22 protein-coding genes and 4 pseudogenes are annotated in these 23,475 nt (G+C 61.4%); 18 read left to right on the top strand and 8 right to left on the bottom strand.

Annotated features, from left to right (window positions below; translation table 11 throughout):
- Positions 1-2 precede the first annotated feature (2 nt).
- The 3 genes and pseudogenes from JO965_RS38345 to JO965_RS38335 form a co-directional block, all read right to left on the bottom strand.
- Positions 3-765: pseudogene (locus tag JO965_RS38345) on the bottom strand (HpcH/HpaI aldolase/citrate lyase family protein).
- 78 nt (positions 766-843) lie between these two features.
- Positions 844-1,419: a cytochrome c oxidase assembly protein gene (locus tag JO965_RS38340; protein WP_203446006.1), complete on the bottom strand. Its 576-nt coding sequence runs from the start codon at positions 1,417-1,419 to the stop codon at positions 844-846.
- 32 nt (positions 1,420-1,451) lie between these two features.
- A complete protein-coding gene (locus tag JO965_RS38335) occupies positions 1,452-1,883 on the bottom strand; it encodes a DUF983 domain-containing protein (protein ID WP_203446005.1) in 432 nt (143 codons plus the stop codon).
- Between the two features lie 217 nt (positions 1,884-2,100).
- Here JO965_RS38335 and JO965_RS38330 point away from each other — a divergent pair, with 217 nt between their 5' ends.
- Positions 2,101-3,474: a PLP-dependent aminotransferase family protein gene (locus JO965_RS38330; RefSeq protein WP_203446004.1), complete on the top strand. Its 1,374-nt coding sequence runs from the start codon at positions 2,101-2,103 to the stop codon at positions 3,472-3,474.
- A 50-nt stretch (positions 3,475-3,524) separates the two neighbouring features.
- Positions 3,525-3,740: pseudogene (locus JO965_RS38325) on the top strand (pirin-like C-terminal cupin domain-containing protein); the annotation flags it as partial.
- A 45-nt stretch (positions 3,741-3,785) separates the two neighbouring features.
- On the opposite strand, the gene JO965_RS48590 reads toward JO965_RS38325, so the two are convergent.
- Positions 3,786-3,893, bottom strand: a complete 108-nt coding sequence (locus tag JO965_RS48590; RefSeq protein WP_246777132.1) for an N-acetyltransferase — start codon at positions 3,891-3,893, stop codon at positions 3,786-3,788.
- 472 nt (positions 3,894-4,365) lie between these two features.
- On the opposite strand from JO965_RS48590, the gene JO965_RS38315 reads away from it, so the two are divergent.
- From JO965_RS38315 to JO965_RS38265, 11 genes are all read left to right on the top strand, one after another.
- Complete coding sequence (locus tag JO965_RS38315; RefSeq protein WP_203446002.1) at positions 4,366-5,043, top strand: isochorismatase family protein; 678 nt, start codon at positions 4,366-4,368, stop codon at positions 5,041-5,043.
- A gap of 87 nt (positions 5,044-5,130) precedes the next feature.
- Positions 5,131-5,535, top strand: coding sequence for a cupin domain-containing protein (locus tag JO965_RS38310; RefSeq protein ID WP_246777206.1), 405 nt, complete (start codon positions 5,131-5,133; stop codon positions 5,533-5,535).
- A 43-nt stretch (positions 5,536-5,578) separates the two neighbouring features.
- Complete coding sequence (locus tag JO965_RS38305) at positions 5,579-6,034, top strand: DoxX family protein (RefSeq protein ID WP_203446001.1); 456 nt, start codon at positions 5,579-5,581, stop codon at positions 6,032-6,034.
- Between the two features lie 62 nt (positions 6,035-6,096).
- Positions 6,097-6,522 (top strand): DoxX family protein, encoded by a 426-nt coding sequence (locus JO965_RS38300; protein WP_203446000.1) that lies wholly within the window; start codon positions 6,097-6,099, stop codon positions 6,520-6,522.
- Positions 6,519-8,168 carry an MFS transporter gene (locus JO965_RS38295; protein WP_203445999.1) on the top strand — a complete coding sequence of 550 codons (1,650 nt, stop codon included), beginning with the start codon at positions 6,519-6,521 and terminating at the stop codon, positions 8,166-8,168. The genes JO965_RS38300 and JO965_RS38295 overlap by 4 nt, the downstream gene beginning before the upstream one ends.
- Positions 8,169-8,222: 54 nt before the next feature.
- On the top strand, positions 8,223-8,873 hold the full coding sequence (locus JO965_RS38290; protein ID WP_203445998.1) for a hydrolase: 651 nt from the start codon (positions 8,223-8,225) through the stop codon (positions 8,871-8,873).
- A 328-nt stretch (positions 8,874-9,201) separates the two neighbouring features.
- Positions 9,202-9,972, top strand: a complete 771-nt coding sequence (locus JO965_RS38285; protein ID WP_203445997.1) for an SDR family oxidoreductase — start codon at positions 9,202-9,204, stop codon at positions 9,970-9,972.
- 65 nt (positions 9,973-10,037) lie between these two features.
- Positions 10,038-11,321 carry a cytochrome b N-terminal domain-containing protein gene (locus tag JO965_RS38280; RefSeq protein ID WP_203445996.1) on the top strand — a complete coding sequence of 428 codons (1,284 nt, stop codon included), beginning with the start codon at positions 10,038-10,040 and terminating at the stop codon, positions 11,319-11,321.
- Between the two features lie 3 nt (positions 11,322-11,324).
- Positions 11,325-12,344, top strand: a complete 1,020-nt coding sequence (locus JO965_RS38275; RefSeq protein WP_203445995.1) for a bestrophin family ion channel — start codon at positions 11,325-11,327, stop codon at positions 12,342-12,344.
- 32 nt (positions 12,345-12,376) lie between these two features.
- The gene (locus JO965_RS38270; RefSeq protein ID WP_203445994.1) at positions 12,377-12,853 is read left to right on the top strand and encodes a pirin-like C-terminal cupin domain-containing protein; all 477 of its coding nucleotides are present in this window, start codon (positions 12,377-12,379) and stop codon (positions 12,851-12,853) included.
- The gene (locus JO965_RS38265; RefSeq protein ID WP_203445993.1) at positions 12,831-14,183 is read left to right on the top strand and encodes a family 1 glycosylhydrolase; all 1,353 of its coding nucleotides are present in this window, start codon (positions 12,831-12,833) and stop codon (positions 14,181-14,183) included. Before JO965_RS38270 ends, JO965_RS38265 begins: the two co-directional genes overlap by 23 nt.
- Before the next feature lie 31 nt (positions 14,184-14,214).
- Here JO965_RS38265 and JO965_RS38260 read toward each other — a convergent pair.
- From JO965_RS38260 to JO965_RS38250, 3 genes and pseudogenes are all read right to left on the bottom strand, one after another.
- Positions 14,215-15,550, bottom strand: a pseudogene (locus JO965_RS38260) (IS5 family transposase).
- A gap of 580 nt (positions 15,551-16,130) precedes the next feature.
- Positions 16,131-16,646 (bottom strand): isoprenylcysteine carboxylmethyltransferase family protein, encoded by a 516-nt coding sequence (locus tag JO965_RS38255; RefSeq protein WP_246777131.1) that lies wholly within the window; start codon positions 16,644-16,646, stop codon positions 16,131-16,133.
- A 265-nt stretch (positions 16,647-16,911) separates the two neighbouring features.
- Complete coding sequence (locus JO965_RS38250) at positions 16,912-17,061, bottom strand: hypothetical protein (RefSeq protein WP_203445992.1); 150 nt, start codon at positions 17,059-17,061, stop codon at positions 16,912-16,914.
- A 334-nt stretch (positions 17,062-17,395) separates the two neighbouring features.
- Here JO965_RS38250 and JO965_RS49785 point away from each other — a divergent pair.
- Positions 17,396-17,521, top strand: a pseudogene (locus JO965_RS49785) (uronate isomerase); the annotation flags it as partial.
- Between the two features lie 21 nt (positions 17,522-17,542).
- On the opposite strand, the gene JO965_RS38245 reads toward JO965_RS49785, so the two are convergent.
- Positions 17,543-18,553 carry a LacI family DNA-binding transcriptional regulator gene (locus tag JO965_RS38245; protein WP_203445991.1) on the bottom strand — a complete coding sequence of 337 codons (1,011 nt, stop codon included), beginning with the start codon at positions 18,551-18,553 and terminating at the stop codon, positions 17,543-17,545.
- Between the two features lie 374 nt (positions 18,554-18,927).
- On the opposite strand from JO965_RS38245, the gene JO965_RS38240 reads away from it, so the two are divergent.
- Genes JO965_RS38240 through JO965_RS38225 form a run of 4 tightly spaced genes read left to right on the top strand, consistent with a single transcriptional unit; the run spans position 18,928 to position 23,456 of the window.
- On the top strand, positions 18,928-20,208 hold the full coding sequence (locus JO965_RS38240) for an ABC transporter substrate-binding protein (RefSeq protein ID WP_203445990.1): 1,281 nt from the start codon (positions 18,928-18,930) through the stop codon (positions 20,206-20,208).
- A 60-nt stretch (positions 20,209-20,268) separates the two neighbouring features.
- Positions 20,269-21,306, top strand: coding sequence for a carbohydrate ABC transporter permease (locus tag JO965_RS38235; protein WP_203445989.1), 1,038 nt, complete (start codon positions 20,269-20,271; stop codon positions 21,304-21,306).
- A 7-nt stretch (positions 21,307-21,313) separates the two neighbouring features.
- Complete coding sequence (locus JO965_RS38230; RefSeq protein ID WP_203445988.1) at positions 21,314-22,363, top strand: carbohydrate ABC transporter permease; 1,050 nt, start codon at positions 21,314-21,316, stop codon at positions 22,361-22,363.
- A gap of 16 nt (positions 22,364-22,379) precedes the next feature.
- The gene (locus JO965_RS38225) at positions 22,380-23,456 is read left to right on the top strand and encodes an ABC transporter ATP-binding protein (protein ID WP_203445987.1); all 1,077 of its coding nucleotides are present in this window, start codon (positions 22,380-22,382) and stop codon (positions 23,454-23,456) included.
- Positions 23,457-23,475: the final 19 nt, after the last annotated feature.

Below are 23,475 nucleotides of genomic sequence, written 5' to 3'. Positions count from 1 at the left end.
ATTCAGTGTGCCGCCGCCAGGGCAGCCTGGGCTCCGGCCCGCAGGAAGCCCGTGTCAGTCCCGATGGAAACCAGGTCGAAACCCTTTCTCGCCAACTCGCCGCCCCGCTCGCCCGACGAGGCGTAGACGCCGATGAACTTGTTGACGGCTCTGGCCCGAGCGAGCGCGTGATCGAGCGCCGCCAAGGTCGCTTGGCCCGGCGGGTTGTTCTCGGCCCCGTTCGAGAGCGCGATCGACAGGTCGGACGGGCCAACGAAGATCCCGTCGATCTCGGGAGCTCCAAGGATCCCGTCAATTGCGCCAAGCGCCTCGCGGGTTTCGATCAAAGGCGAGCGAGAACCCGTTGGCCTGTGCGAAGTAGTTCTTGGGCTCAAGACCTGACAGGGGCACGGCGGCATGCGGGCCCCAGCTCCGTTGGCCGAGCGGCGGGTACTTGACGAGGCCGCCGAAGCGGCGGGCGTCCTCAACACTGTTGATCATAAGTGCGATCATGGCTGAGGCGCCCGCATCCAGAAGCCGCGAGGCAGTGGCGAACTCACCGACAGGAATTCGCACAAGGGCGGGCTTGCCGGCAGCCGCGATGAGCGGGATCGCCCGCAGGGTGGCGGCGAAGTCGATCGCGCCGTGCTGCATGTCGATGGTGATTGCGTCGAACCCCGCACGGGCGAGCAGGCCAGCAGCGGATGGGTCGGGCAGGCCGCACCAGGCGGCCAAGGCGGGCGTGCCCGACCGAAGCTTGTCGGCGAGGATGCTGATGGTGGACATGGGATTCTCCATTCCAGACAAGCCTGAAGACATCAAACTTTGTGGACAGGTAAGCTGGGTTCGGGCAACAGCGACGAGCTACTGGTTGGCCGATGCCTCCAGGGTCTTGCCGTTCTTCGACGGGAAGTAGGTGTACGAGAGGGTGATGTCGTGCACATCGGCCATGCCTGGGTCGTCCGCGATGGCCGGGTCGATGTAGAACACCACCGCTGCTTCCATGGTCTCGCCCGCCTTGAGGGTGTTCTCCTGGAAGCAGAAGCATTCCAGCTTCATGAAGTGGCCGCCGGCCAGCTCCGGCAAGACGTTGTAGGTCGCCATGGCCGTGGCCGGGGCATCGCCCGCGTTCTGGATCTTGTACGTGATGGTCTGGGTCTCGCCGACCTTGATCTTGATCGCGGGCGTTTCGGGTGTGAAGCGCCAGCGCAGATTGGGCGCGACGTTCGCATCGAACCGGATGGTGAGCGTGCGGTCGAGCACCTTGGCGGCGGGACCGGACGCGAGCATCGGCGTGCCACCGAAGCCGGTGACGGTGCAGAACAGGGTATAGAGCGGAACCGACGCGTACGCGAGGCCGAGCATGCCGGCTGCGACGGCGAGGCAGGTCAGGGCCGTGTTGCGGGTCCGTCTCGCAGGCGAGGGGTTGGTGTCGGACATGGCAGTGGCCTTCCGAAGAGTGGCGTGAAAGGTCAACCGCGGGGATCGCCAGCGCCGGCGGAGGGCAGTCCAGTCCGTGCCGCCGCCGGCTGCGGCGTCCCGAAGCGACTCTCCTCGGCCTTGTAAAAGTACTGGCTTGCAACCAGCATGCCCTTGAAGATCCGGATCGTCGGCACGCAGCTCAGCAACAGGAACGGCAACGTCGTGAACAGGTGCACCCACAGGCCGGGCTCGTAGGCCATCTCGACCCACACGCCGAACGCGGTGGCCGGAATCGCCATCGTCATCATCACGAAGAAGGCCGGCCCGTCGGCCGTGTCGGCGAAGGAGAAGTCGAGCCCACATGATTCACACCGCGGGGCGAGCGTCAGGAAGCCGTTGAACAGCCGGCCCTTGCCGCACCTCGGGCAGCGGCATTTGAGTCCGTACTTGAGGATGGTTTCTCGTGCCGAGAGCGTGGTCATGTCGGATCCTTCTGGTATGCGCCCCTGAGGTTCCCACAGGTGCCCTGGCATGTATGGATTGACTATCCATACATGACGCCGTAATCTCAGTGCAAAGGTTGATCAGAACTAGCGGCCAAAGGTCGAAATTTTGATCAATCTGCTTATAAATTCATGTATGTCTTACATGATCCATACACCTGTAAGACAAGAAGGTCAAGAAAACGTGCTGTCCTGGATGCCGCAGATTGAGAACGAGACCGGGCCCAAGTACTTGGCGATCGCCGGGGCGCTGCTGGCCGACGTGCAGTCCGGGCGGCTCAAGCCAGGCCACCGCCTGCCGCCGCAGCGGCAGCTCGCCAAGGAACTTGGGGTTGATCTCACCACTGTGACCCGCGCCTTCAACGAGGCCCGCAAAATGGGGCTGATCGAGGCGAACACCGCACGGGGCAGCTATGTGCGGGGAAGGGCGCCGGAACAGGACAACGCCGCCCTTGCTGGATCCCCGGTTATCGACCTGAGCATGAACATGCCGCCACAGCCATCGGCCGCGAAGCTGCGTGAACGCGTTCAGGAAGGGATTGCAGGCGTGCTGTCGTCCCCCCACGGGCTCATGCACCTGCACTATCAGGAAAGCGTGGGAGCTGGGCCGGATCGTGCTGCCGCCGCACGGTGGCTTGGGGCTCGCTTGGAATCCGTTTCGGTTGACCGTGTTGTGGTGACCAGTGGTGCCCAGGCGGCGCTCTATGCCGTCATGCGGATCCTGGCCGGGCCCGGTGACGCCATCTGCGTTCCAGACCTCACCTATCCGGGCCTGCGGGCCATCGCCGAGCAGCTCAAGGTGCGGCTGGTCCCAGTGGCCATGGACGGGGAGGGGCTCGATCCCGCTGCTCTTGAGGAGGCCTGTCAACGCGAGAGGCCGAAGGCGGTCTACTGCGTTCCGACCATTCACAATCCGACGACCGCAACCATGTCGGCCAAGCGGCGCGAGGGTCTCGCCGAGGTGGCTCGCCGGCACGCAATCGCGATCATTGAGGACGATGCCTACGGGGCGCTGCCACGGCAAGTTCCGGCACCGGTCGCGGCGCTCGCGCCAGACCTCACTTGGCACATTGCCACTCTATCGAAGTGCGTGACGCCCGCCCTGCGCACGGCCTACGTCATCACGCCGGGCATGGCCGACACCCTACGGCTCGCGGCGGAAATCCGCGCCATGTCCCTGATGATGCCACCCCTCATGGCTGCCCTTGCCTCAAGGTGGATCCTGGATGGCACGCTGGAGGCCATCACGGCGGCCATCCGCGAGGAGAGCGCCGCCCGGCAGGTTATCGCAGGTCGGGTCCTGCACGGCCTCGCGTTCCAGGCGCACCCGGAAGGACATCACCTGTGGCTGACCCTGCCGGAGCGCTGGCGTCGGGCCGACCTCAACCTTTATGCACGGCAGTCGGGCCTTGCCTTGGTGCCGAGTGAGGCCTTCGCCGTTGGATCAGCTCCAGAGGCGATCCGCGTCTCCCTTGGCGCGGCTCAGAACCAGGCCGTGCTGGAACGCGGGCTCAACCTGCTGGCGACGATCTTGTCGCACGGCCCCAGTGCTCTGTCCTCGATCGTATGATCTTGGTGAAGAATCGACACCCTGTGGCATCGCAGAACGATCGTTTCATCCAAGTGCAATTGGTCGCTGGGCGGCGAGCCGACGGACGCCCCCGCTTCATCTGGTGGAACTTCGTCTCGACGCGGCAGGACCGCATCGAACAGGCCAAATCCGATTGGAAGGTGGCACGGTTCGATAGGGTGCCCGGGGACGTTACCAAGTCTATCCCTCTCTGCCCAAGCCGCAACCTCCGCCAGTGCGCTATCCAGACCGGCAATCAATCGTGAACCGGGTTGATCACGGCAGAAGAGCGGAAGTGATCCTGATGCTGCTCATCCAATGACAAGATCGTTGACCTCAGGGTGGTGGCTGACCCAGTTCGCCATGAACGAGCACCGGACAACCGCCTGACGCCCGCTCTCACGAATCTGCCGGAACACTCCCTCTGCCAGTATGGAGCCGATCCCCTGACCGGATAGCTGTTGGGCACTTCGGTGTGAATGAGAACGACCTTGTCATCCTCCAGCCGGTAATAGGCTGCTGCAATCGTGTCTCCGATGGCCATCTCAAAGCGGTGAGCGGCTGTATTTTCAGTGACTCTGTCGTCCAAAGGGTTGCTCCTGTTGGTATGCTGACGGCATAGGCTCTCTTTACTCCTGTCACGATCCCAACGACGCAGTGTGGCTTGGTTTTTGAATGGGCATGGGCATGAAGGTTTAGCCGCCACCATACCAAGGTATAGGTCCATTCGACCGCTGCATAGTCGGGCCGCGCCTTGTCTAAACCAGAACATAGCTTTCGTGATCGGTGGAAAGAGCCATGATTGGACAACTGCCCTTTGAGGAGACAGCCCCAATAGAGGCCTCCTCCGATCGGAGCAGGCTCTCTGAAGCTTAAGGTAAGGGACACACAATGGGACACGTTCTGCCCAGTGGCGGTGGCAAAGCTCTGATGAATGTCGACGACGCAGCGTTGCTCCTGCTCGATCATCAGACGGGTCTCTTTCAGACTGTCAAGGACATCACGGGCGCTGAATTGCGTGCCAACGTGTCGGCACTCGCCCAGATCGCGACTCTGCTGAAGTTGCCGATTATTACAACGGCCTCGGAACCTGAAGGGCCAAACGGTCCCCTGATGCCGGAGCTAGCCGAGCTGGCGCCCCATGCCGTCTACGTGCCGCGGAACGGCGAGGTGAATGCCTGGGACAACGAGCTGTTCGTCCAGACGGTCGAGAAGACCGGTAAAAAGACGCTGATCATGGCCGGTGTCTGGACGAGTGTATGCGTCATGTTTCCAGCCCTCGATGCCAAGGCCACAGGCTTCAACGTTTATGCCGTTGTTGACGCGTCCGGTGATCCCAGCCAAATGGCGTCCCGCACGACCCTTGCTCGGTTCGCTCAGTCCGGCGTCATACCGACAACCACCAACGCGGTGATTTGCGAACTTCACCGCACTTGGCGGCGCCCGGAGGCGGCGGCAATCGCCGACATCTATACCGTGGCCACACCAGACTACCGGACCGTCATGGAGAGCTATCAGAAGGCCAAGGATGTCGGTTCGGCCCAGAAGCAATACCAGGACCGCATGTAAGGGCTTGTGCGCATGGCATTAGCTCAAAACGGAGGATATCCGATGAGAATGATGATGAGTGCCGCAGCGACAGCGTTGTTGCTGACCATGGGAAACGCCGATGCCCAAGCGCCCAGTTCGTCGGATAACGGCATCAAGCTTCCTGGCTCCAAGAACGCGAAAGTGACGGAAGTCTACAAACACGCTTTGCCCGGGATTCCCGGCAAGAGCATCAAGGGCGTTATGGTTGAATACGGACCAGGTGGCTATTCGCCGTCCCACACTCACGCGAAATCCGCAATCATCTACGCAACGGTCATTGAAGGCGCAGTCCGCACCCAGGTCAACGAAGGACCTGTCGTGACCTATCAGACCGGACAAAACTGGACAGAGATGCCTGGCGATCATCATCGGGTTAGCGCCAATGCGAGTGAAACACAGCCGGCCAGGATCCATGCTGTCTTCGTCGTAGATGACGCCGACACCGAACTCACAATCTCGGACAAGCGGTGATGGCCTTCGAGTCCCCGATAAACAGTCACCGAGGAGGCAGATCATGAACGACTTTGGCGCCGAGCGGATCAGGGATGAGGTCATCCTGATCGCGCGTTTCCTGCTTGCCCTGCTGTTTCTGATCTTCGGCTGGGGTAAGCTTGGCGATTATTCAGGGACCGTCGCTTATATGACGCAGAGCGGCGCTCCCCTGCCGACCATTTCCGCCCTCGTGGCGATCATGGTCGAGCTTTTTGTGTCTATCGCAATCATCCTTGGTGTCTGGACGCGACCGCTAGCGGTGGTACTGGCGCTCTATAGCCTTGCGACTGCGTACATCGGCCATCCCTACTGGAACATGGAAGGGGCAGACCGCTTTGCGAACATGATCAACTTCTACAAGAACTTCAGCATGATCGGCGGTTTCATGCTGCTGTATGTGACGGGCCCGGGCAAATACTCGGTCGATGTAAGGCTAGGATCGATTGACGCACCGCCGCTACGCCGCCAGACACACTGAGCTCGCGGAAGCCAGCAATGCCAAGCCGGCCATCGTTCAGGGTCTATATCATCAAGGGTAACATGACCGACGTTGCCGTCCCTCGGCTGATTGCCTGGGTCCTGGAACTGCCCGCCCTGGATCTCGTCGCTCGCCTTGGCCTTGCGTCACCATTTCTGATGAGTGGCGTCGTGAAGCTCATCGACTTCACCGGCGCCCTGAAAGAGGTCGCCGAGCTCGGGCTGAAGCCTGCAGGCCCGTTCGCGGCGGCTGTGATCGTGACCCAACTCGGCGGCTCGCTTTTGTTTCTCACCTCGCGTTACTGCTGGCTGGGCGCTGGCATCCTGGCGGGCTTCACGATCCTGGCGACGCTGCTGGCGCATCCGTTTTGGGCGTTCGAGGGATCGGACCGCGGCCGGCATACCGCCACCTTCTTCGAGCATGTCGCCATCGTCGGCGGGCTTGCCATGATGGCTCTGTTCGTCAACGGGCGGAGCCCCTCTCAATGACGGCGCCGATCACCATGCCGGACAGCTCACCCGCCTCTCCGGCGGGCACGTTCGCACCGCTGCGGCATAGGGTTTTTGCGGTGATCTGGGCCGCTATCGTGCTCGGCAATATCGGCACCTTCATGCGCGATGTCACCTCCGCCTGGCTCGTCACCGACCTCTCGTCCTCACCGGCCGCAGTCGCCATGATCCAGGCGGCCGGCACGCTTCCGTTCTTCCTCATCGCCATTCCGGCCGGCGTCCTGTCCGATATCCTCGACCGGCGCCGCTTCCTCATCGGAACGCAGGTCTGTCTTGCAATCGTAAGCACTCTTCTCGCCTTTCTCGCCTGGACCGGCACGGTCTCTGTCGCGAGCATCGTAACCCTCACCTTTCTCGGCGGTATGGGCACGGCATTGGCGGCGCCGGCCTGGCAGGCGGTCGTGCCGGAACTCGTTCCCCGAACCGACATCAAGGGCGCCGTGGCGCTCAGCCTGCTCGGCATCAATGTCGCCCGTTCCATCGGTCCGGCGCTGGGCGGCTTCCTGCTGGCCGCCTTGGGAGCTGCGGCCGTCTACGGGAATGCCGTGCTCAGCTATGTCCTTGTCATCGGGGCGCTGCTGTGGTGGCGGCGCGACCGTGATGCTGATGAAGGCCTGCAGGAGCACTTCGGCGGCGCCCTGCGGGCAGGCCTGCGTCACGCTCGCGCCAACCGCGAACTGCATCGCGTACTCTGGCGGGCAGCCGTGTTCTTTGCCTTTGCAAGCGCGGTGTGGGCGCTCCTGCCGATCGTGGCACGTCAGGAGATCGGCGGCGGGCCTGGCTTCTATGGTCTGACGCTCGGCGGTATCGGTGCCGGGGCAATCGTCGGCGCACTGCTGCTGCCCCGGGTTCGCGACTGCCTCGGGCAGGATGGACTGGTGCTGGCAGCGTCGCTGGTCACGTCCGCGGCCACCGTGCTGCTGGCGCTCACCGACTGGGAGGTGTTGGGCATTGGCGCGACCTTCGTGCTTGGAAGCGCCTGGATCGCGATGCTGACCACGCTGAATTCGACCGCGCAGGGGATCCTGCCGAACTGGGTCCGCGGCCGGGGTCTGGCGATCTATCTCACCGTGTTCAACGGCGCGATGGCGGCGGGCAGCCTGGGCTGGGGCTTCGTGGCCCAGACCGTTGGCACGGATGCCGCCCTGCTCATCGCCGGAGCCGGATTGGCTGTTGTCGCCGGCGTTGCGTATCGGGCCGCCCTACCGAGCGGGGAGGGCGATCTCACACCGTCCCTGCACTGGCCCGAGCCAGCCGTCGCCGAGCCAGTGGCGCATAACCGCGGGCCGGTGATGATCATGGTGACCTACCGCATCCGGCAACTCGACCGGCCCGCCTTCCTGGCAGTCCTTGGCCGGCTCTCGGAGGAGCGTCACGGGGATGGGGCCTATGCGTGGGGTGTCTCGGAGGACGCGGCCGATCCGGAGCGCGTGGTCGAATGGTTTTTCGTCGAGTCCTGGGCCGAACACCTGCGCCAGCACCGGCGTGTCTCCATGGCCGACGCGAGCATCCAAGCCGAGGTCCGCCGCTTTCATCAAGGACCCGAGCAGCCGATGGTCCAGCACCTCCTAGCGCTCGACCCACGCCGGGCAAGGCGACCCGTCACAGGGGAGGGCGTGTCCTGACAATCCTCAACGGCCAACAGTATTGGACAGCGCTCACTGACACGAGGACGATCGATGACGAATATCCCATCCCTTCTGATCCCGTCTGACTGTGCCCTGCTGCTTATCGACCACCAAGCGGGGCTGGCTTTCGCGGTGGAGTCGATCGACCGTCAGACGCTGCTGAACAACACCGCTGCCGTGGCCCGGACCGCCGTCGTGTTCGGCCTCCCCATCATCGTCTCGACGTCGGCGACGAAGGTCTACAGCGGACCTTTGATGCCCGCAATTCAGACGATCATTCCGGATGTGCAGGCGATCGACCGGAAGAGTATGAATGTGTGGGAAGACGAGCCGGCCCGCACAGCGGTCGCGTCATCGGGCCGAAAGCACCTGCTGGTCTCAGGCCTCCTGACGGAAGCCTGTGTCTCATTCACCGTGATCTCCGCGTTGGCGGAAGGCTACGAAGTGTCCGTCGTCGCAGACGCCTGCGGAGGTCTGACTCCCACAAGCCATGATCTTGCTCTCCGCCGAATGGAATCCGCTGGAGCCCGCATGACATCCTGGATCCAGGTCCTGCTCGAACTGCAGCGCGATTGGACCCGTCACGAGACCTATGACGGCGCACGCTCCATCGTGGAGACTTATGGAGGAGGATACGGTATCGGTCTGCGCTACGCTCGAGACATGATCAAGCCACCAGGCCCGGTCGGATCTGCGAAATGACGTGCTCCTGCCGCCGCGGCGGGCCCGCAAGGCGGCTCATGGCATGGACAAGCCGGAATGCGTGAGGATATTGGCCGGAGTCGCCCGCCTCGTTTGCGCGGAGCAGCTCGTCGAGGTCAGCTTTACTGTGGTGCTCCTGGGCTCATGGCCGGCCGCTCTACGATCAACTGATAGGAAGACCTAAACCTTCGTATGGATTGGCCTGGACCTCGGGCTGTGTAGGCGCCCGGGTCACACCAACCTAAAACTACGATCGGGGGCCGTCGGATCACATGGGCCCGCCGCATTCTCCTCCGAACCGAACCGATCTTGCCTGGGGAGTAAACCGATGAAAATTGTTGTGGTAGGTGGCACCGGCCTTATCGGCTCCAGGTTGGTTGAGGCGCTCCATGACCGAGCCCATGACGTCATGGCGGCCTCGCGGGCAACTGGCGTCGACACGATCACGGGCGAAGGTCTGGCCGATGCGCTATCCGGTGCCCAACTCGTCATTGACGTCTCGAACTCGCCGTCGATCGACGAGGATACCGCCCTGGCATTTTTTGAAACGTCGGGTCGGCATCTGCTGGCAGCCGAGCAAGCGGCCGGCGTCCAGCATCATGTTGCGCTGTCTGCCGTCGGAACCGATCGGTTGCCGGACAGTGGCTACTTTCGCGCGAAGATGGCGCAGGAAAAGCTGATCCGAGCATCGGGCATACCGTACACCATTTTGCGATCGACGCCTTTCTTCGAATACATCACCGGGGTTGTCGAGAACGCCGCCGAGGGCCACACGATCCGCATCTCGCCGGCGGCTGTTCAACCCATAGCCGCCGATGACGTCGTCGCCGCCTTGCTCGAAGTGGCGCTGGGGCGTCCCCAGAACTCCGATCTTGAGATTGTTGGCCCAGATCGTTTCCGTCTTGACGAACTCGCCGAGCAGATCCTCGCGGCCAATGAAGATGACCGACGGGTGATTGCCGACGCCCAAGCCCGGTATTTTGGTGCAGTGCTTCGCGACGACACGCTCGTGCCCGGGGATCACCCGCGGTTTGCCCCAACTCGCTTCGACGACTGGCTCAGATTGTATGTAGCCGACAGGCTGCCCGTGGCGTTTTAGCCCGCTGGCTCAATAGGCGCACTTCTTGGGGCGCACGGGATGTGCTCCAACGCTTAAGGAATGAGATGTTCAAGCACAGCGAATACAAGCCGAAAAGCCGGTTCGAGCGGTGGCTCGAGGCGAGACTGCCCATTATTGGCTTTTCCTATGATACAGCGGTGTCCTATCCGGTGCCGCGGAACCTGAACTATCTCTGGACGTTCGGCGGAATCTTGACCCTCATGCTCGCGTCGCAGATCGCGACCGGCATTTTTCTCGCGATGCACTATGTGCCAAATGCCGACCTGGCGTTTCCGTCGATCGAGCGGATCATGCGTGACGTCAACTATGGTTGGCTCATCCGTTACTTGCACGCGACGGGCGCCTCGATGTTTTTCATCGCGGTCTACATCCATATCTTTCGTGGCCTGTGCTATGGATCGTACAAAGCGCCGCGCGAGATCCTCTGGCTCCTGGGCGTCATTAACTTTCTGATCATGATGGCCACCGCGTTCCTAGGATATGTTCTGCCCTGGGGGCAGATGTCGTTCTGGGGCGCAACCGTGATCACCAATCTCTTCTCGGCAATCCCGCTCGTGGGTGAGACGATCGTTGAATATCTGTGGGGTGGCTACTCGGTCGGCAATGCAACCCTGAACCGGTTCTTCTCGCTCCACTACCTGTTGCCCTTCATGCTTGTTGGTACCGTCACGCTTCACGTCTGGGCGCTTCACCATGTGGGACAGAACAACCCGACCGGTGTCGAGATCACGGATTTCAAGAAAGATACAGTGCCGTTCACCCCAGAAGCCACCATGAAGGACATCTTCTCGATTGTCACCTTTATGGTCTTCTTCGCTTACTGGGTGTTCTACATGCCGAATTATCTCGGCCATGCAGACAACTATATTCCGGCGAACCCGGCCGTCACGCCGGCGCACATCGTGCCCGAATGGTACTTCCTGCCGTTCTACGCGATCCTGCGCGCCATCCCCGATAAGCTCGGCGGCGTTGTCGCGATGACTTGCGCAGTCCTCGTGCTGGCCTTCCTGCCCTGGCTCGACACCTCCAAGGTCCGCTCCATGTCCTACCGCCCGATCGGCCGGTGGATGCTCTGGGCTTTCGTTGTGGCGTTCATCGGCCTTGGGTATCTCGGCAGCAGGCCGGCAGAGGGCGGCTATGTGATTGCCGCTCAAATTCTCACGGTTGTTTACTTTGGCTATTTCGTCGCCCTGCCGGTCGTTGGCCTGTTTGAAACGCCGCTCCCGCTGCCCCTGTCGATCAATGAGTCCGTGCTCGCCCGTCACAAGACCGCTGATCCGGTGTCCGACAGGTCCGTCAGACGCATCCGACAACTTAAGGGTGGTTAGGTCATGCATGTCGGGCGACGCTATAAGATCAATGACTTTCTCGCCTGGACGCGATGGGAGACCAGCTGGATCATTGCCTGGTCACTATTGGCGACCGTGTTTCTCCAGGTCACGGGCTGGAGCTTTCTGACGGTACCAGGGCCGATCCTGACCATTGTAGGGTCGGCGCTTGCGATCAGTCTCGCGTTTAAGAACCAGCAGTGCTATGCCCGCTTCAACGACGGTCTTATCCTGTCCGGTCAGGTCAGTACGACCAGTTTGGTCTTGGCCAATAAGTTGACGGCGATGATCGGCAATCGAGATGCCGGGCCGCAGCCGGAACTGAAAGAGATCTTTTACCGCCATTTTGCCTGGCTGACCGCGCTGCGCTTTTATCTGCGCGAGAAGAGATCCTGGGAAAATACCTTTGACCGGGGAAATGTCAGTTATCTTGCCAGGCTGCCAAGCCCCGAAAGCCAGTCTGTCCTTGAGGATGAACTGCAAACCTATCTGTCAGATGCCGAGCTGCAAAAGTTTAAGGGGCATCGCGGCGACAAGGAAGCTCTCCTTCTTCATTGGCAGTACGAGGCCATCAAGGACATCCATAGCAGAGGCCTTATCAGCGAACTGATCTTGACCGTGTTGGCAAGCGCGCTGGATGAGCTTCTTCGCTTGCAAGGGGGGTTGAAGCGGGTGAAGAACTATCCCTATTCACGCAACTATTATTCGATCGCCGTTATTGTAGTGAAGATTTTCGTCGCGATCGTGCCGTTCGGCCTCTTTCCATACGCCCGGGAACTGGGCGATTCGGCGGGGGTCGCGGCCTGGGCGGCGTGGTTGAACGTTCCGCTCAGCGCGATAGTCGGCTGGATATTCGTCTCGATGGAGAAGGTCGGCGAGAATTCCTCAAACCCGTTCGAAGGAAACGCCAATGATGTGCCAATCTCATCAATCACGCGGCGAATTGAGATTGAGATGCGGGTGATGCTCGGCGAGCAGACGGAGCTCAAACCCATTGAGGCAAAGCATGATATCCTGTTCTAGCGGTCGGGATCACTAGCCAAGACGAGGAGACCATGCCCGACTTCGCGCACTACGACGCGAGTGAGATGCTCGTGTTCACCGGCGATGGCAAGACTGTGCGGCTCATCGCGGGTTCAGTTCTCGGCCCAAGAACGCCGGTGCGGACATCCAGTCCGATGTTCTATGCTGACGTGGCGTTGCAGGCCGGAACCTCGGTGCCGCTGGATCCAACCTACGACGAGCGGGCGATCCACACCATCACGGTCGAGGTCGAGATCGCCGGCGACGTGCTCCCGCCCGTCGAGCTTCTGGTGTCTCTGGTGTCCCGTCCGGGCGACCGCATCACGATCCGCACGTGCAATGACGCCAAGTTCTTGATGCTGGGCAGTAAACCGATGGACGGTTCCCGCTTCATCCTGTGGAACTTCGTCTCGTCGCGCCAAGACCGCATCGAGAGGTCTAAGGCTGACCCGAGATGCCCCAGCGGAACAACCCACGAGGGATATCATGCCCGATTATTCGCTCAGTGACCGCCCTGACCGCCAACCAACCCGCGTCACCCTGTTCCTGTTCGCGACCGGCATCGAGAACAGCTATCCCACGATCCAGCACGGCCGCGTGCGCCGGGACCAGATGGAGGAATGCGGGCACTACCGGCAGTGGCAGCGCGACTTCGAGCTCCTGGAGGACCTGAACATCCGCTTCCTGCGGTACGGCCCTCCGCTGTACAAGACCTTCCTCGGACAGGGCCGATATGACTGGGACTTCGCCGACCTGACGTTCGCCTGGCTGAAGGACCACGACATCGTCCCCATTGTCGACCTGTGCCACTTCGGTGTGCCGGGCTGGATCGGCGACTTCCAGAACCCGAACTTCCCAGCACTCTTTGCCGAGTACGCCAGAGCCTTCGCGCACCGCTTCCCCTGGGTTCAGTTCTACACGCCCGTCAACGAGATGTTCATCTGCGCTCAGTTCTCGGCCGCCTTCGGCTGGTGGAACGAGCAACTGAAGAGCGATCGGGCCTTTGTCACCGCACTCAAGCACATGGCCAAGGCGAACGTGCTGGCCATGTATGCCATCCTGGAGGAACGCCCGGACGCCATCTTCATCCAGAGCGAGTCGACCGAGTACTTCCATGCCGAGAACCCCAAGGCGATCAAGTCGGCGGAGTTCTACAACGCCCGGCGGTTCCTCTCGCTCGACCTGAACTACGGGTATCCGGTCAACTCGCACATGCACGAGTACCTGCTCGACAACGGCATGACCCGGGAGGAATACCATTTCTTCCTCGACAACACCCTGCGCCACCACTGCATCATGGGCAACGACTTCTATCACTCCAACGAGCACCGGGTGGGTGCCGGCGGCGAGATCCGGCCGGCCGGCGAGGTGTTCGGCTACGACGAAATCACGCGGCAGTACCACGACCGCTACGGCCTGCCCGTGATGCACACCGAAACCAACTTCGACCAAGGCCACGAGGGTGATGAGGCCGTCGACTGGCTCTGGAAGCAGTGGGCGAATGTCCTGCGGGTGCGCAACAATCGCGTGCCCATCGTGGGGTTCACCTGGTACTCGCTCACTGACCAGATCGACTGGGACATCGCTCTCCGCGAGCAACGGGGGCGGGTGAACCCACGGGGACTGTACGATCTCGACCGCAACATCCGACCTGTTGGAGAAGCTTTCAAAAAGCTTCTGTCCCAGTGGCGCGAGGTGCTGCCGACCCAGAGCGTCTGCCTGTTCGTGCCGGTCATGCTGCCAAGCGAGTACGACGAACCGGTGGCGGCCCGCCGGCGCGAGGGATGGCGGCGGTACTTGCGCCACGAACTGAAGGCCAAACCTGCGCTGGGTAATTAGTCGTCCGTGAAGAATGTTCTGACGGTTTGAGTCACGCGCCTTGAGGCGATCGACCATATCCTATCAGCAACAGGACAAAGGCACACAAGTGTGCAGCCAGCCATCGCAGCAGGAGCGAGAAGTTGTACCCGACCGCTGCCAGAACGGCATTGATGCGGTCGCCTTCTCGGCCTTTCAGATGGTTGCGGCCCATGCGGTGCTCGGTCTTCAGATGCCCGATCACCGGCTCGATCGCTGCCCGCCGGCGCATCTCGCGTTTGAGGGCCGCCGTGGTCCGGCGCACCTGGCCCGAGATCCAGACCTGGAAGCGGTTCGGGTGATTGTGTCCGCGATAGCCCTTGTCGACATGCGTACGTTTGACTTCAACCCCGGTCATCGCCGCCACATCGGCCACCGCGGCCGCCAGCGTGTGACCATCATACGGATTGCCGTGCAAAGCCCGGGCATGCAGCACGAACTGGCCGCCCTTGGGCTGTGTCACCGGGGTGGCGATGCTGACCTTGCAGCCGAACTCATAGGGTGTACGGGCCTTGCCCTTGCCGATACATTCCACCTCGGGCGCATGCAGCGCGTAGATCTTGGGCCCGCGCTGGCGCTGGGTCTGAGACCGGACCCTCACCGCCAGGGCAAGCAGCAGCTCAAAGCGCTCCTCCAGGGCCGCATTGCCTGTGATCTTGCGGCGCACGTCCCGGATCACCCGCCCGAGCCGGGCGCGCAGAAACCGCAGCTCGCGGTTGGCGCGCTTGAACTGATGCGCATGCTGATAGCGGCCGATCCGGATCAGGGCGTGCTTGGCCACTCTTCGATAGCTCTGGCGCAGCCGGACACCACACCGCCTGGCGAGATCCACCAGCTTGATCAGGGCCCGGTGCATCAGGCGGGCATCGGTGGGATAAGCGATCGCCTTGGGCTGAACCGTGGTGTCGACGGCGACCCGCTCGAGATCCCTGGTCGCCAGAGCTCCAGTCCGATGCGCCACTGAAAGGCTTTCCTGCAGCAGAGCCGTGAGATGCTCCTCGCCCAGCCGCTGGCGCCACCGCGTCAAGGATGAGCGCTCAAACGGCAGCTCATGGCGGAAGCTGACCTCGCCGCAGAAGAACTGCACATAGGGGCTGTCGAGAAAGCGGGCACACAGCGCCTCATCGGACAGGCTCTCCATGTGCTTGAGGATCATCAGTCCGGCGATCAGCCGCAACCGGCAAGGGCGGCTGGCCCGGTCCGGGCTTGTAGACGCCACCGAGCCGCTGTTCGAGGAAGGTCCAGTCGATGCGCTGGGCCAGCAGCACCAGCGGATGCTTCAGATCGATGATGCTGTCCAGTGCGGGGCGGAACAGATCCTTCTGGCGCTCGTCTTTTGGCGTCGACATGGCGCAACTCCGGCCGGGTGGAGTGCTCTTGATTGAATCAGATCCCGGGCCGGAGCGGCAACGAAAAACGCAAGGAATCCACCGCTCTCAGTACACAATCCTGCGAAATCGAAGGCGGGGATGCGCCCGATATCCCACTTGTCTCAACGAGATCGGGATTCTTCACGGACGACTAGTTAGTCCATGCAAATCGGTGTTGTAGACTGACACACGTCATCCTGCCTTAGGTTCTGACGTAGAGATTGCCCCATCGCGCCATAGTCTGTGACCCCTGATGCAATCTCACCAACGTCTTCGACGAATTCGGCACCTTGCGCAGTTTGTGCTCCGTGAAACTACTGCTCGCCTGACGGAAGATCTGCTCAAGCTCCTTGAACCGCTTCATCGCGCCTTGAGTCCATTCGCTGTCCAGTTCGACAAGGAGGCTGCGCCGGTCATCGGGATTGGGGATGCGGCGAATGGAGCCGACCTCTCCAGCAGATCGGGAACCGCGCTTTGCCGTCCGGAGGTCAGGTGCACGTGGGAGGAAATTCGCTTGAAGCTGGCGGCCTCATGCCGGCGGAGGACGGCGCGCAGGGGCTCAGCTCCGCCACGGCGTCAGCCGCGGCAGCCAGCGGCGCACAGCGGCGGCATAGGCCTCGTACTGCGCGCCGTAAGTGCTGCGCAACGTCGGTTCCTCGTAGATCAGCACGAAGAGGTGAGTGACGACGCCAAACGCCAGGGCGTAGATCAGCAGCGGCAGGCAGCCGAGCAGCAGCCCCTGACCGGCGATCAGCGCGATGACTGCGAGGTACATCGGATTGCGCACGTAGCGGTAGGCGCCCGAGACCACCAGCGTCGCCGTGGGATAGATCGGCGCCGGCGTACCGCGGCCCTGCCACGCGAAGCGGGCAAAGGAATCGAGCAGGACTGTGGCGCCGATGAGGATCAGCGCGCCGCCCAGCCAACGGACCGGCTCAAACCCGAGCAGCGGCGCGGACATGTGCCACCCCGTCGTGTACCACGGGATGAAGACGCCAAGCAGACCCGGCGCGGCGACGAGAAACACGATCGAGCCGACAACGGGCATGATGCCGCGAGAAGAGGGCTGGTCCATGACAGACCTCCGTTGCGTCCCGACGGCTATTGAAGCACCGGACGGGGCGGCCGCAAGGCCCATGAGATCTGGGAGCGTCAGGAGCGCACGGGCAGCCCGGACGATCACGGGCTCTAGGCTGACATCGCAGTGGTCATCAGTCCGCCTTGCGTGATTGCGCCAATGTTGATGCTGATGAGGACGATAGCGCCACACGTGAGCTTCATGTGTTCCATCGCTAACCTCATGAGGCGGGGATGCTGAGGCAATCTTGGTCAGGATGCGCTCAGGCCAGAAGCGACAGCACGGTCGCACAGACATTCATGACCACCACAATTCCGGCCAGATACATGGCAACAGGGAAGTGCGACTCAAGGTCAAGATCTGGCAGATCAGCTAAGGTCTCGTTGGAAAGCTTGCTGTCTTTCATGGTCATTTGTCCATCACTCCAGGCAGGGATGAGGTGCTAACGACCTAAAGAGGATGGCACTGAGCTGCGATGTTAGCGGTGCTTTCCCGCACGTTCGGGCACAGGATAGTTGTCTTTTAACAGTCTGAAAGACTTGGTGAATTGACCCGCCCGAGGGCCGGGAGGACACTGCCCATGGGCTGGTACGTTCATTGGTCCTCCCTGAAACTCAGGCTCCCCTACGGAGCCTTTTCTTTGCAAAAGCGACACGTTATGGCCACGGTTGGCCTTAGGTGTCTGCTGACATCTTGGTGTTAGACGTCGATGTGAGCGTTCGCAGACGCTTAGATGTTTGACCCTGTCACGGCAAAGCCCCGCCCGCCAGGTCGATTGCGCCAATCTCGCCGATCTCGTGCCGAGCCATCGCCTCGACGATGACGAGGCCCACGATCTCGCTTATTGCCTCGCGAAAGAGGCCTACAAGCTGAGACACGGGACATGGGCTGAATTAGCGGACGATAAGCGTATGCGGCAGAAGCTGCTCGGAGGGTTTCTCACCTGCCCATAAGGCCTGCAACTGATCCAAGACCTTAGCACCGAAATCCGCGTACGGGATATGGACTGAGGTTAGCCAGGGAGCAATCCAAGCATTGAGCTTGTTATCGTCGACACCCACAATCCTGCATTCCTCAGGGATACGGACACCTGTTTCCGTCGCCAAGCGATAGGCTCCATAGGCCATGAGATCGCTCGGACAGAGCAGCCCCTGAGGCCATGGTTGTCCGTTAACGAGCCTTTGAGCTGCGGCGTAGCCGACTTCCATATGCGTCAGGCCAGGTGCCTCGGCCCGCCGTATTGCTTTTTGGGGTAGGCCAAGCTTTGCAAGGCGTGTAATGAAGCCGCCCACACGATCGTGTGACACCGATGATCCTTGCGTGGGGTAGATAGCAGCAAAGTTTCTGATCCCTTGTGCCCAAAGGTGATCGGCTGCATCGGCTCCGGCACGTCGGTTGTCGATGCCCACAAACGAGCCTCCTCCGTCGGGATTTCGGCGACCGACGAATACAACGGGATCTCCCCGAGCAACCGAGACGGACAGTGCTTCACTGCGTACAGCATTGACGACCACATATCCCTGCACGACCTGTGATCGCATGGCCTGGAGGTATTCATCCTGAAGTTCCGCACGATCGTGGGTGTCGCACAGGATCATCACATAGCCGGCGGAGCGAAGTGCTGTCTCGACAGAGGCTGCGATGGCCGCCATGGCCGGGTTGTCGAGATTGGGTGACAGCATGGCGACAATCCGGCTTTCCCGCCTGCGCAAGGTCCGGCCGACGTAATTAGGCTGGTAGCCGAGGGCCGCCACAACCTTCTGGACCCGCTCGACGGTTTCGGCTGATGCACGGCGGGTCTCGCCATTCACGATCCGGGACACGGTCGCAATCGACACCCCGGCTTGGGCTGCCACCGTCGCCAGTGAAACCGGTTCCTGCCTGACCTGTCTCTGCTTGCTCATCCGGCCTGACCCATCCCTCCAGCCTATCCATTCATGGTCTCGGATACTGCCGTCAAGATGATTACTCTAAAGAATGATAGACAGCTAGGCAAACGTTTGCCAAAGTATGCGCCAACGGTTGCTTTGGGAGTTTCAAGCCTCTGGACGCATGTCCACGGCCTAGCTGTCGCATTGCCGAGAACTGGGCGCCATTCAGTACCTCGCGGAATGCGAGTTTGAACGAAAATTGGCCCGGACGCAGCTCGATCGAATTCCTCCACTGCGGAGGAGTCGGCCGGCTCCACAGCCGGGCTCTAATGAGATCTGACGCCTCTGTGGCGCCACAGATCCAAGCAAATCTCGACGTTCGGCGAGAAAACGAAATGGAGGAAACAATGAAGGGCGCAAGAATGCTCCTGGGCTGTGCCGTACTCGCGGCGAGCCTGGCAGTCGGTCACGCGCAGGCACAGACGACCCTGCGGATGACCTGGTACTCGGACGGCAACGAAGGCGAGGTCATGTCCGACCTACTGCGCCGCTTCGAGGAGCAGAACAAGGACATCAAGGTCGTCCTCGATCAGGTGCCATTCAAGGCTATCAACGAGAACCTGCCCGTACAGCTCGCGGCAGGGCAGGGGCCTGATCTTGCGCGTGTTGCAGACCTCGGCGGCGTCGCCCGCTACATGCTCGACCTGCGTCCCCATTTGAAGGACGCGGCCTATTTCGAAACCAATTTCGGGCCCTTCCTCGAGTGGATGCGGCTGCCGGGCGACACCACCTCGATCCCGGGCTACATGACGCAGCTCACCCTGACGGGACCTTTCGTGAACAAGACCCTGTTCGAGCAGGCGAATGTCGCGATGCCCGGTCCCAAGGCAACCTGGGAGGAGTGGGCCACGGCCGCCAAGAACGTTGCCGCGAAGGTGCAGGCCCCATTCCCGATCGCCATCGATCGCTCAGGCCACCGGTTCTTCAGCCTCGCGATCACGCAGGGTGCAAAGGTGTTCAACGACAAAGGCGAGCCCGCCGTCGTCGATGAGGGTTTCAAGAGAGCCGCGCAGCTCGTCTTCGACTGGCATAAGAACGGCGTGATGTCGAAGGAACTCTGGGGCTCGGTTGCAGGCACGGCCTATCGCGGCGCCAACGACGAGTTCAAGAACGCACAGGTCGTCATGTACGAGTCGGGCTCCTGGCAAATCGGGCAGTTCGACAAGACCATCGGCGCGGACTTTGACTGGGTTGCCGTCCCGACCCCCTGCGGCCCGGCCAACTGCTCCGGCATGCCTGGCGGCGCGGCGCTCGTCGCCATCAAGACGACCCAGCATCCGAAGGAGGTTGCGCGCCTCGTCGAGTACCTTGCCAGCGAGAAGGTGGCTGAGGAATTCTACCAGCGGTCGCTGTTCGTCCCGGGCCACCTTGGCCTCGCCAAGAAAGGGCTTGAGTACAAAAGCGCTTCGCCGCAAGCCAAGGCGGCCCTCAAGGTCTTCAGTGAGGGCGTGTCGCAGCTCTCTCCGGTTGCCAACAAGCTGCAAGGCTATGTCAACAACCGCGTGATCTTCAACGCGGTGATCAGCCGGCTCGGCCAGGCCATTGCCGGCGAGGCCACGCTTGACGAAGCCTACAAGCGCATCACGGCCGATATCGAGCAGCAGATCGCCGAGCGCAACAAGAAGTAAGATCCGGAACGTGTCCCGGGCGAAATTGCCCGGGACATTCTCGCTTCGGCCGGAGGCAGCATGACCCTCACGTCAAAGACCTCTTTAACACCGCCGTCTGATCCAGCAGGCCATCACGCTCAGACCCATGGGTCAAACCCTATCCTGAGACAGGCTGCGCGGATCGTCGACTGGCCTATGGCGGGACTGCAGCGCCTCATCGGCGAGAGGCGAATGCCTTATGTTTTCCTGCTGCCGAATCTCGTCTTCTTCGGCCTGTTCGTGTTCGTGCCGATCGCCATCAATTTCGTCTACTCGGTGACCGGCGGTCCTGCGCTGTTTCCATCCGAACGTCCTTACGTAGGAACCGGCCAATACGCCTATCTGTTCGATTGTGCATCTTATCTTGATCCGAGCACCTGCCGCGAGGACCATTTCTGGCGCGGCGTCTATAATACGCTCAGGTTCACCTTCTTCCAGGTTATCGCGATGGTGGGATTCTCGCTCCTCACAGCCATCGTTCTCAACATGAAGATCCGCGGGCGCGGCTTCTTCCGTGCCGTCTACTTCTTTCCGGTCCTGTTGTCGCCTGTGGTCGTTGCCCTGATCTGGAAATGGATCCTGCAGCGCGACGGGCTTCTGAATGCCGGCATTACGGCGTTCGATGGCGACAAGATCCTGTTCCTCAGCGAACCCGGTTGGGCGATGTTCTGGGCCATTTTTGTGTCGGTCTGGGCCCATATGGGCTTCTACACGCTCATTCTGCTGGCTGGCCTGCAGGCTATCCCATCCGACATCTACGAGGCCGCTGAGATGGACGCGACGCCCCGCTGGCGCGTGTTCTGGCGTCTCACCTTGCCACTGTTGTGGCCGAACTTGATCGTGGTGATCGTGTTGGCCTTGATCCGTGCCGTGCAGACCTTTGACGAGGTCTTCGTGCTGACCGGGGGAGGGCCGGGCACCTCCACCTTGATGGTGGTGCAATACATCTACGAAACTGCGTTCTCGAACCAGGTTCAGAATTTCGGTCTTGCGGCGGCGGCTTCTGTGGTGCTCGGCATCGTGCTGTTCGCGCTGACGCTGACGCAGCTCGCCTTCACGCAACGCAAGTCCTCGTGAGGCTCTCATGAACGTCGCCACTCTCCTCACCGCCCGCCGCAACGCCAAACATTGGCACTGGACCGACATCGCGGCTTATGTGTATCTCCTGATCGGCGTCGTATTGATGTTCGGCCCGGTCCTGTGGCTGGTCATGTCGTCGTTCAAGACACAGGCCGGTTTGCTTGAATTCCCGCCCTCCCTTCTGCCGATGTCGCAGCAGGAAGTCCGCGTGGAAGGCTTCCCGCAGCCATTGCCGCTCTTCAAGGTGACCATGGAGGACGGAACCACGCGTGAGCTCGCCCAGGTCCGCCGCGTCGGGATCCAGGCTCAGATGATCGATCCGGCCAATCCGAGCCAGCAGGTCCGGGTGCCGATCGACAAACGCGTTCCGGTGCGCCAGTTCTCCCTCGCCACGGAAAACTACACCGAGCCGTTGCAACGCTTCGCCTTCCCGCAATTTCTCGCCAATTCGGTCTTTGTGACGGTGGTCGCGACCTTGATCACGCTTCTGATCAACTCGATGGCGGCCTACGCCCTTTCCATCTACGAGTTCAAAGGCAAGAACGCCGCCATGCTGATGGTGATCGGCACACTCATGATCCCCATCACCATCATTTTGGTACCTGTCTATCTGGTGGTGACCAAGCTTGGGCTCGTCAACTCACTCTGGGCCGTGATTCTACCGGGGGCCGCAACACCCACAGGCGTGTTTCTCCTGCGCCAGTACATGCTGACCCTGCCGCGCGACCTTATTGAGGCCGCCCGCATGGATAAGGCATCGGAGTGGCAGATCTACTGGCGTATCGTAATTCCCCTGACGCTGCCTGCGCTGGCGGTCTTAGCGATTTTCTCGATCATGTGGCGCTGGAACGAGTTCCTGTGGCCGCTCGCCGTTCTGACGAAGACGGAATCTTACACACTGCAGATCGGCCTCAATGCCTTCCAAGGCGAGTTACAGACCCAATGGCAGTATCTTCTTGCGATGACCGTCATGACTTTAACCCCGGTCGCGATCGTCTTCGTGTTCCTGCAGCGCTTCATCACCACCGGTATTGCCAATACCGGGATGAAATAATCCGGCTGGTTGAATCATGGCTGACCTCAAACTTACCGAAATCAAGAAGTCCTACGGCTCCGCGACGATCATTCATGGTGTCGATCTCGCGATCGCGGATGGTGAGTTCGTGGTGTTCGTCGGTCCCTCCGGCTGCGGCAAGTCCACGCTTCTGCGCATCATCGCCGGCCTGGAGACAGTCAGCGATGGCGATATCCGGATCGACGGTCAGAGCGTCACGAACGTTCCGGCCTCTGACCGGGGGCTTGCGATGGTGTTCCAGTCCTATGCGCTCTATCCGCATATGAGCGTCTACAAGAACATGGCCTTTGCTCTCGAGAACATGGGGCTCAGCCGGACCGAAATCGACCAGCGTGTCGGCCGCGCGGCCCAGATGCTCCGGCTGACTGAGTACCTCGACCGCAAGCCCAAGGCTCTCTCGGGCGGCCAACGCCAGCGTGTCGCGATCGGCCGCGCGATCGTCCGTGATCCCAAGATCTTCCTCTTCGACGAGCCCCTGTCCAACCTCGACGCGGAACTGCGGGTCGCCACGCGCAAGGAGCTTGCCGCCCTGCACGGGGAGATCGGTGGCACCATGATCTACGTCACCCACGATCAGGTGGAGGCCATGACCCTGGCCGACCGCATCGTGGTGCTGCGGGCCGGCCGCATCGAGCAGGTCGGAACGCCGCTGGAAGTCTACAATCATCCAGCCAATCTTTTCGTGGCGGGCTTCATCGGCTCGCCCCGCATGAACCTGCTCCCGGCGCGCGTGGCGGGTTCGGGACAGGTCGCTCTTGAAAACGACACACGAGCGATTTCCGTATCCTCCACCGGTCAGGCAGCCTCGGGAGCCAGTATCACGCTGGGCGCCCGCCCGGAGCACATCGATGTGGTGGACGAGACCCAGGCGGATCTTGTCATCACGGTCGACCTGGTCGAGCAGCTCGGGGGCGAAACGTACCTGTACGGATCGGCTCCCGGCTTGCCGCAGCTGACCGTGCGCCAGGATGGACAGGCCCGATACGACCGAAGCCAGAGGGTCGGACTGCGGCTTAAGCGCGAGACGCTTCACCTTTTCGATGCGGATGGAAACGCGATCCGCATTCGCTGATATTGCTGAGGAGACAGTT

The organism is Microvirga sp. VF16 (assembly GCF_016864375.1).
Lineage (GTDB): Bacteria > Pseudomonadota > Alphaproteobacteria > Rhizobiales > Beijerinckiaceae > Microvirga.
This window is presented reverse-complemented; position numbering and strand designations above follow the sequence as displayed.

Bases quoted from the DNA above. Each gene is read 5' to 3' on its own strand.
- JO965_RS38340 (WP_203446006.1), bottom strand. From the start codon at position 1,419: ATGTCCGACACCAACCCCTCGCCTGCGAGACGGACCCGCAACACGGCC.
- JO965_RS38335 (WP_203446005.1), bottom strand. From the start codon at position 1,883: ATGACCACGCTCTCGGCACGAGAAACCATCCTCAAGTACGGACTCAAA.
- JO965_RS38330 (WP_203446004.1), top strand. From the start codon at position 2,101: ATGCCGCAGATTGAGAACGAGACCGGGCCCAAGTACTTGGCGATCGCC.
- JO965_RS38315 (WP_203446002.1), top strand. From the start codon at position 4,366: ATGGGACACGTTCTGCCCAGTGGCGGTGGCAAAGCTCTGATGAATGTC.
- JO965_RS38310 (WP_246777206.1), top strand. From the start codon at position 5,131: ATGGGAAACGCCGATGCCCAAGCGCCCAGTTCGTCGGATAACGGCATC.
- JO965_RS38305 (WP_203446001.1), top strand. From the start codon at position 5,579: ATGAACGACTTTGGCGCCGAGCGGATCAGGGATGAGGTCATCCTGATC.
- JO965_RS38300 (WP_203446000.1), top strand. From the start codon at position 6,097: ATGACCGACGTTGCCGTCCCTCGGCTGATTGCCTGGGTCCTGGAACTG.
- JO965_RS38295 (WP_203445999.1), top strand. From the start codon at position 6,519: ATGACGGCGCCGATCACCATGCCGGACAGCTCACCCGCCTCTCCGGCG.
- JO965_RS38290 (WP_203445998.1), top strand. From the start codon at position 8,223: ATGACGAATATCCCATCCCTTCTGATCCCGTCTGACTGTGCCCTGCTG.
- JO965_RS38285 (WP_203445997.1), top strand. From the start codon at position 9,202: ATGAAAATTGTTGTGGTAGGTGGCACCGGCCTTATCGGCTCCAGGTTG.
- JO965_RS38280 (WP_203445996.1), top strand. From the start codon at position 10,038: ATGTTCAAGCACAGCGAATACAAGCCGAAAAGCCGGTTCGAGCGGTGG.
- JO965_RS38275 (WP_203445995.1), top strand. From the start codon at position 11,325: ATGCATGTCGGGCGACGCTATAAGATCAATGACTTTCTCGCCTGGACG.
- JO965_RS38270 (WP_203445994.1), top strand. From the start codon at position 12,377: ATGCCCGACTTCGCGCACTACGACGCGAGTGAGATGCTCGTGTTCACC.
- JO965_RS38265 (WP_203445993.1), top strand. From the start codon at position 12,831: ATGCCCGATTATTCGCTCAGTGACCGCCCTGACCGCCAACCAACCCGC.
- JO965_RS38255 (WP_246777131.1), bottom strand. From the start codon at position 16,646: ATGGACCAGCCCTCTTCTCGCGGCATCATGCCCGTTGTCGGCTCGATC.
- JO965_RS38250 (WP_203445992.1), bottom strand. From the start codon at position 17,061: ATGACCATGAAAGACAGCAAGCTTTCCAACGAGACCTTAGCTGATCTG.
- JO965_RS38245 (WP_203445991.1), bottom strand. From the start codon at position 18,553: ATGAGCAAGCAGAGACAGGTCAGGCAGGAACCGGTTTCACTGGCGACG.
- JO965_RS38240 (WP_203445990.1), top strand. From the start codon at position 18,928: ATGAAGGGCGCAAGAATGCTCCTGGGCTGTGCCGTACTCGCGGCGAGC.
- JO965_RS38235 (WP_203445989.1), top strand. From the start codon at position 20,269: ATGACCCTCACGTCAAAGACCTCTTTAACACCGCCGTCTGATCCAGCA.
- JO965_RS38230 (WP_203445988.1), top strand. From the start codon at position 21,314: ATGAACGTCGCCACTCTCCTCACCGCCCGCCGCAACGCCAAACATTGG.
- JO965_RS38225 (WP_203445987.1), top strand. From the start codon at position 22,380: ATGGCTGACCTCAAACTTACCGAAATCAAGAAGTCCTACGGCTCCGCG.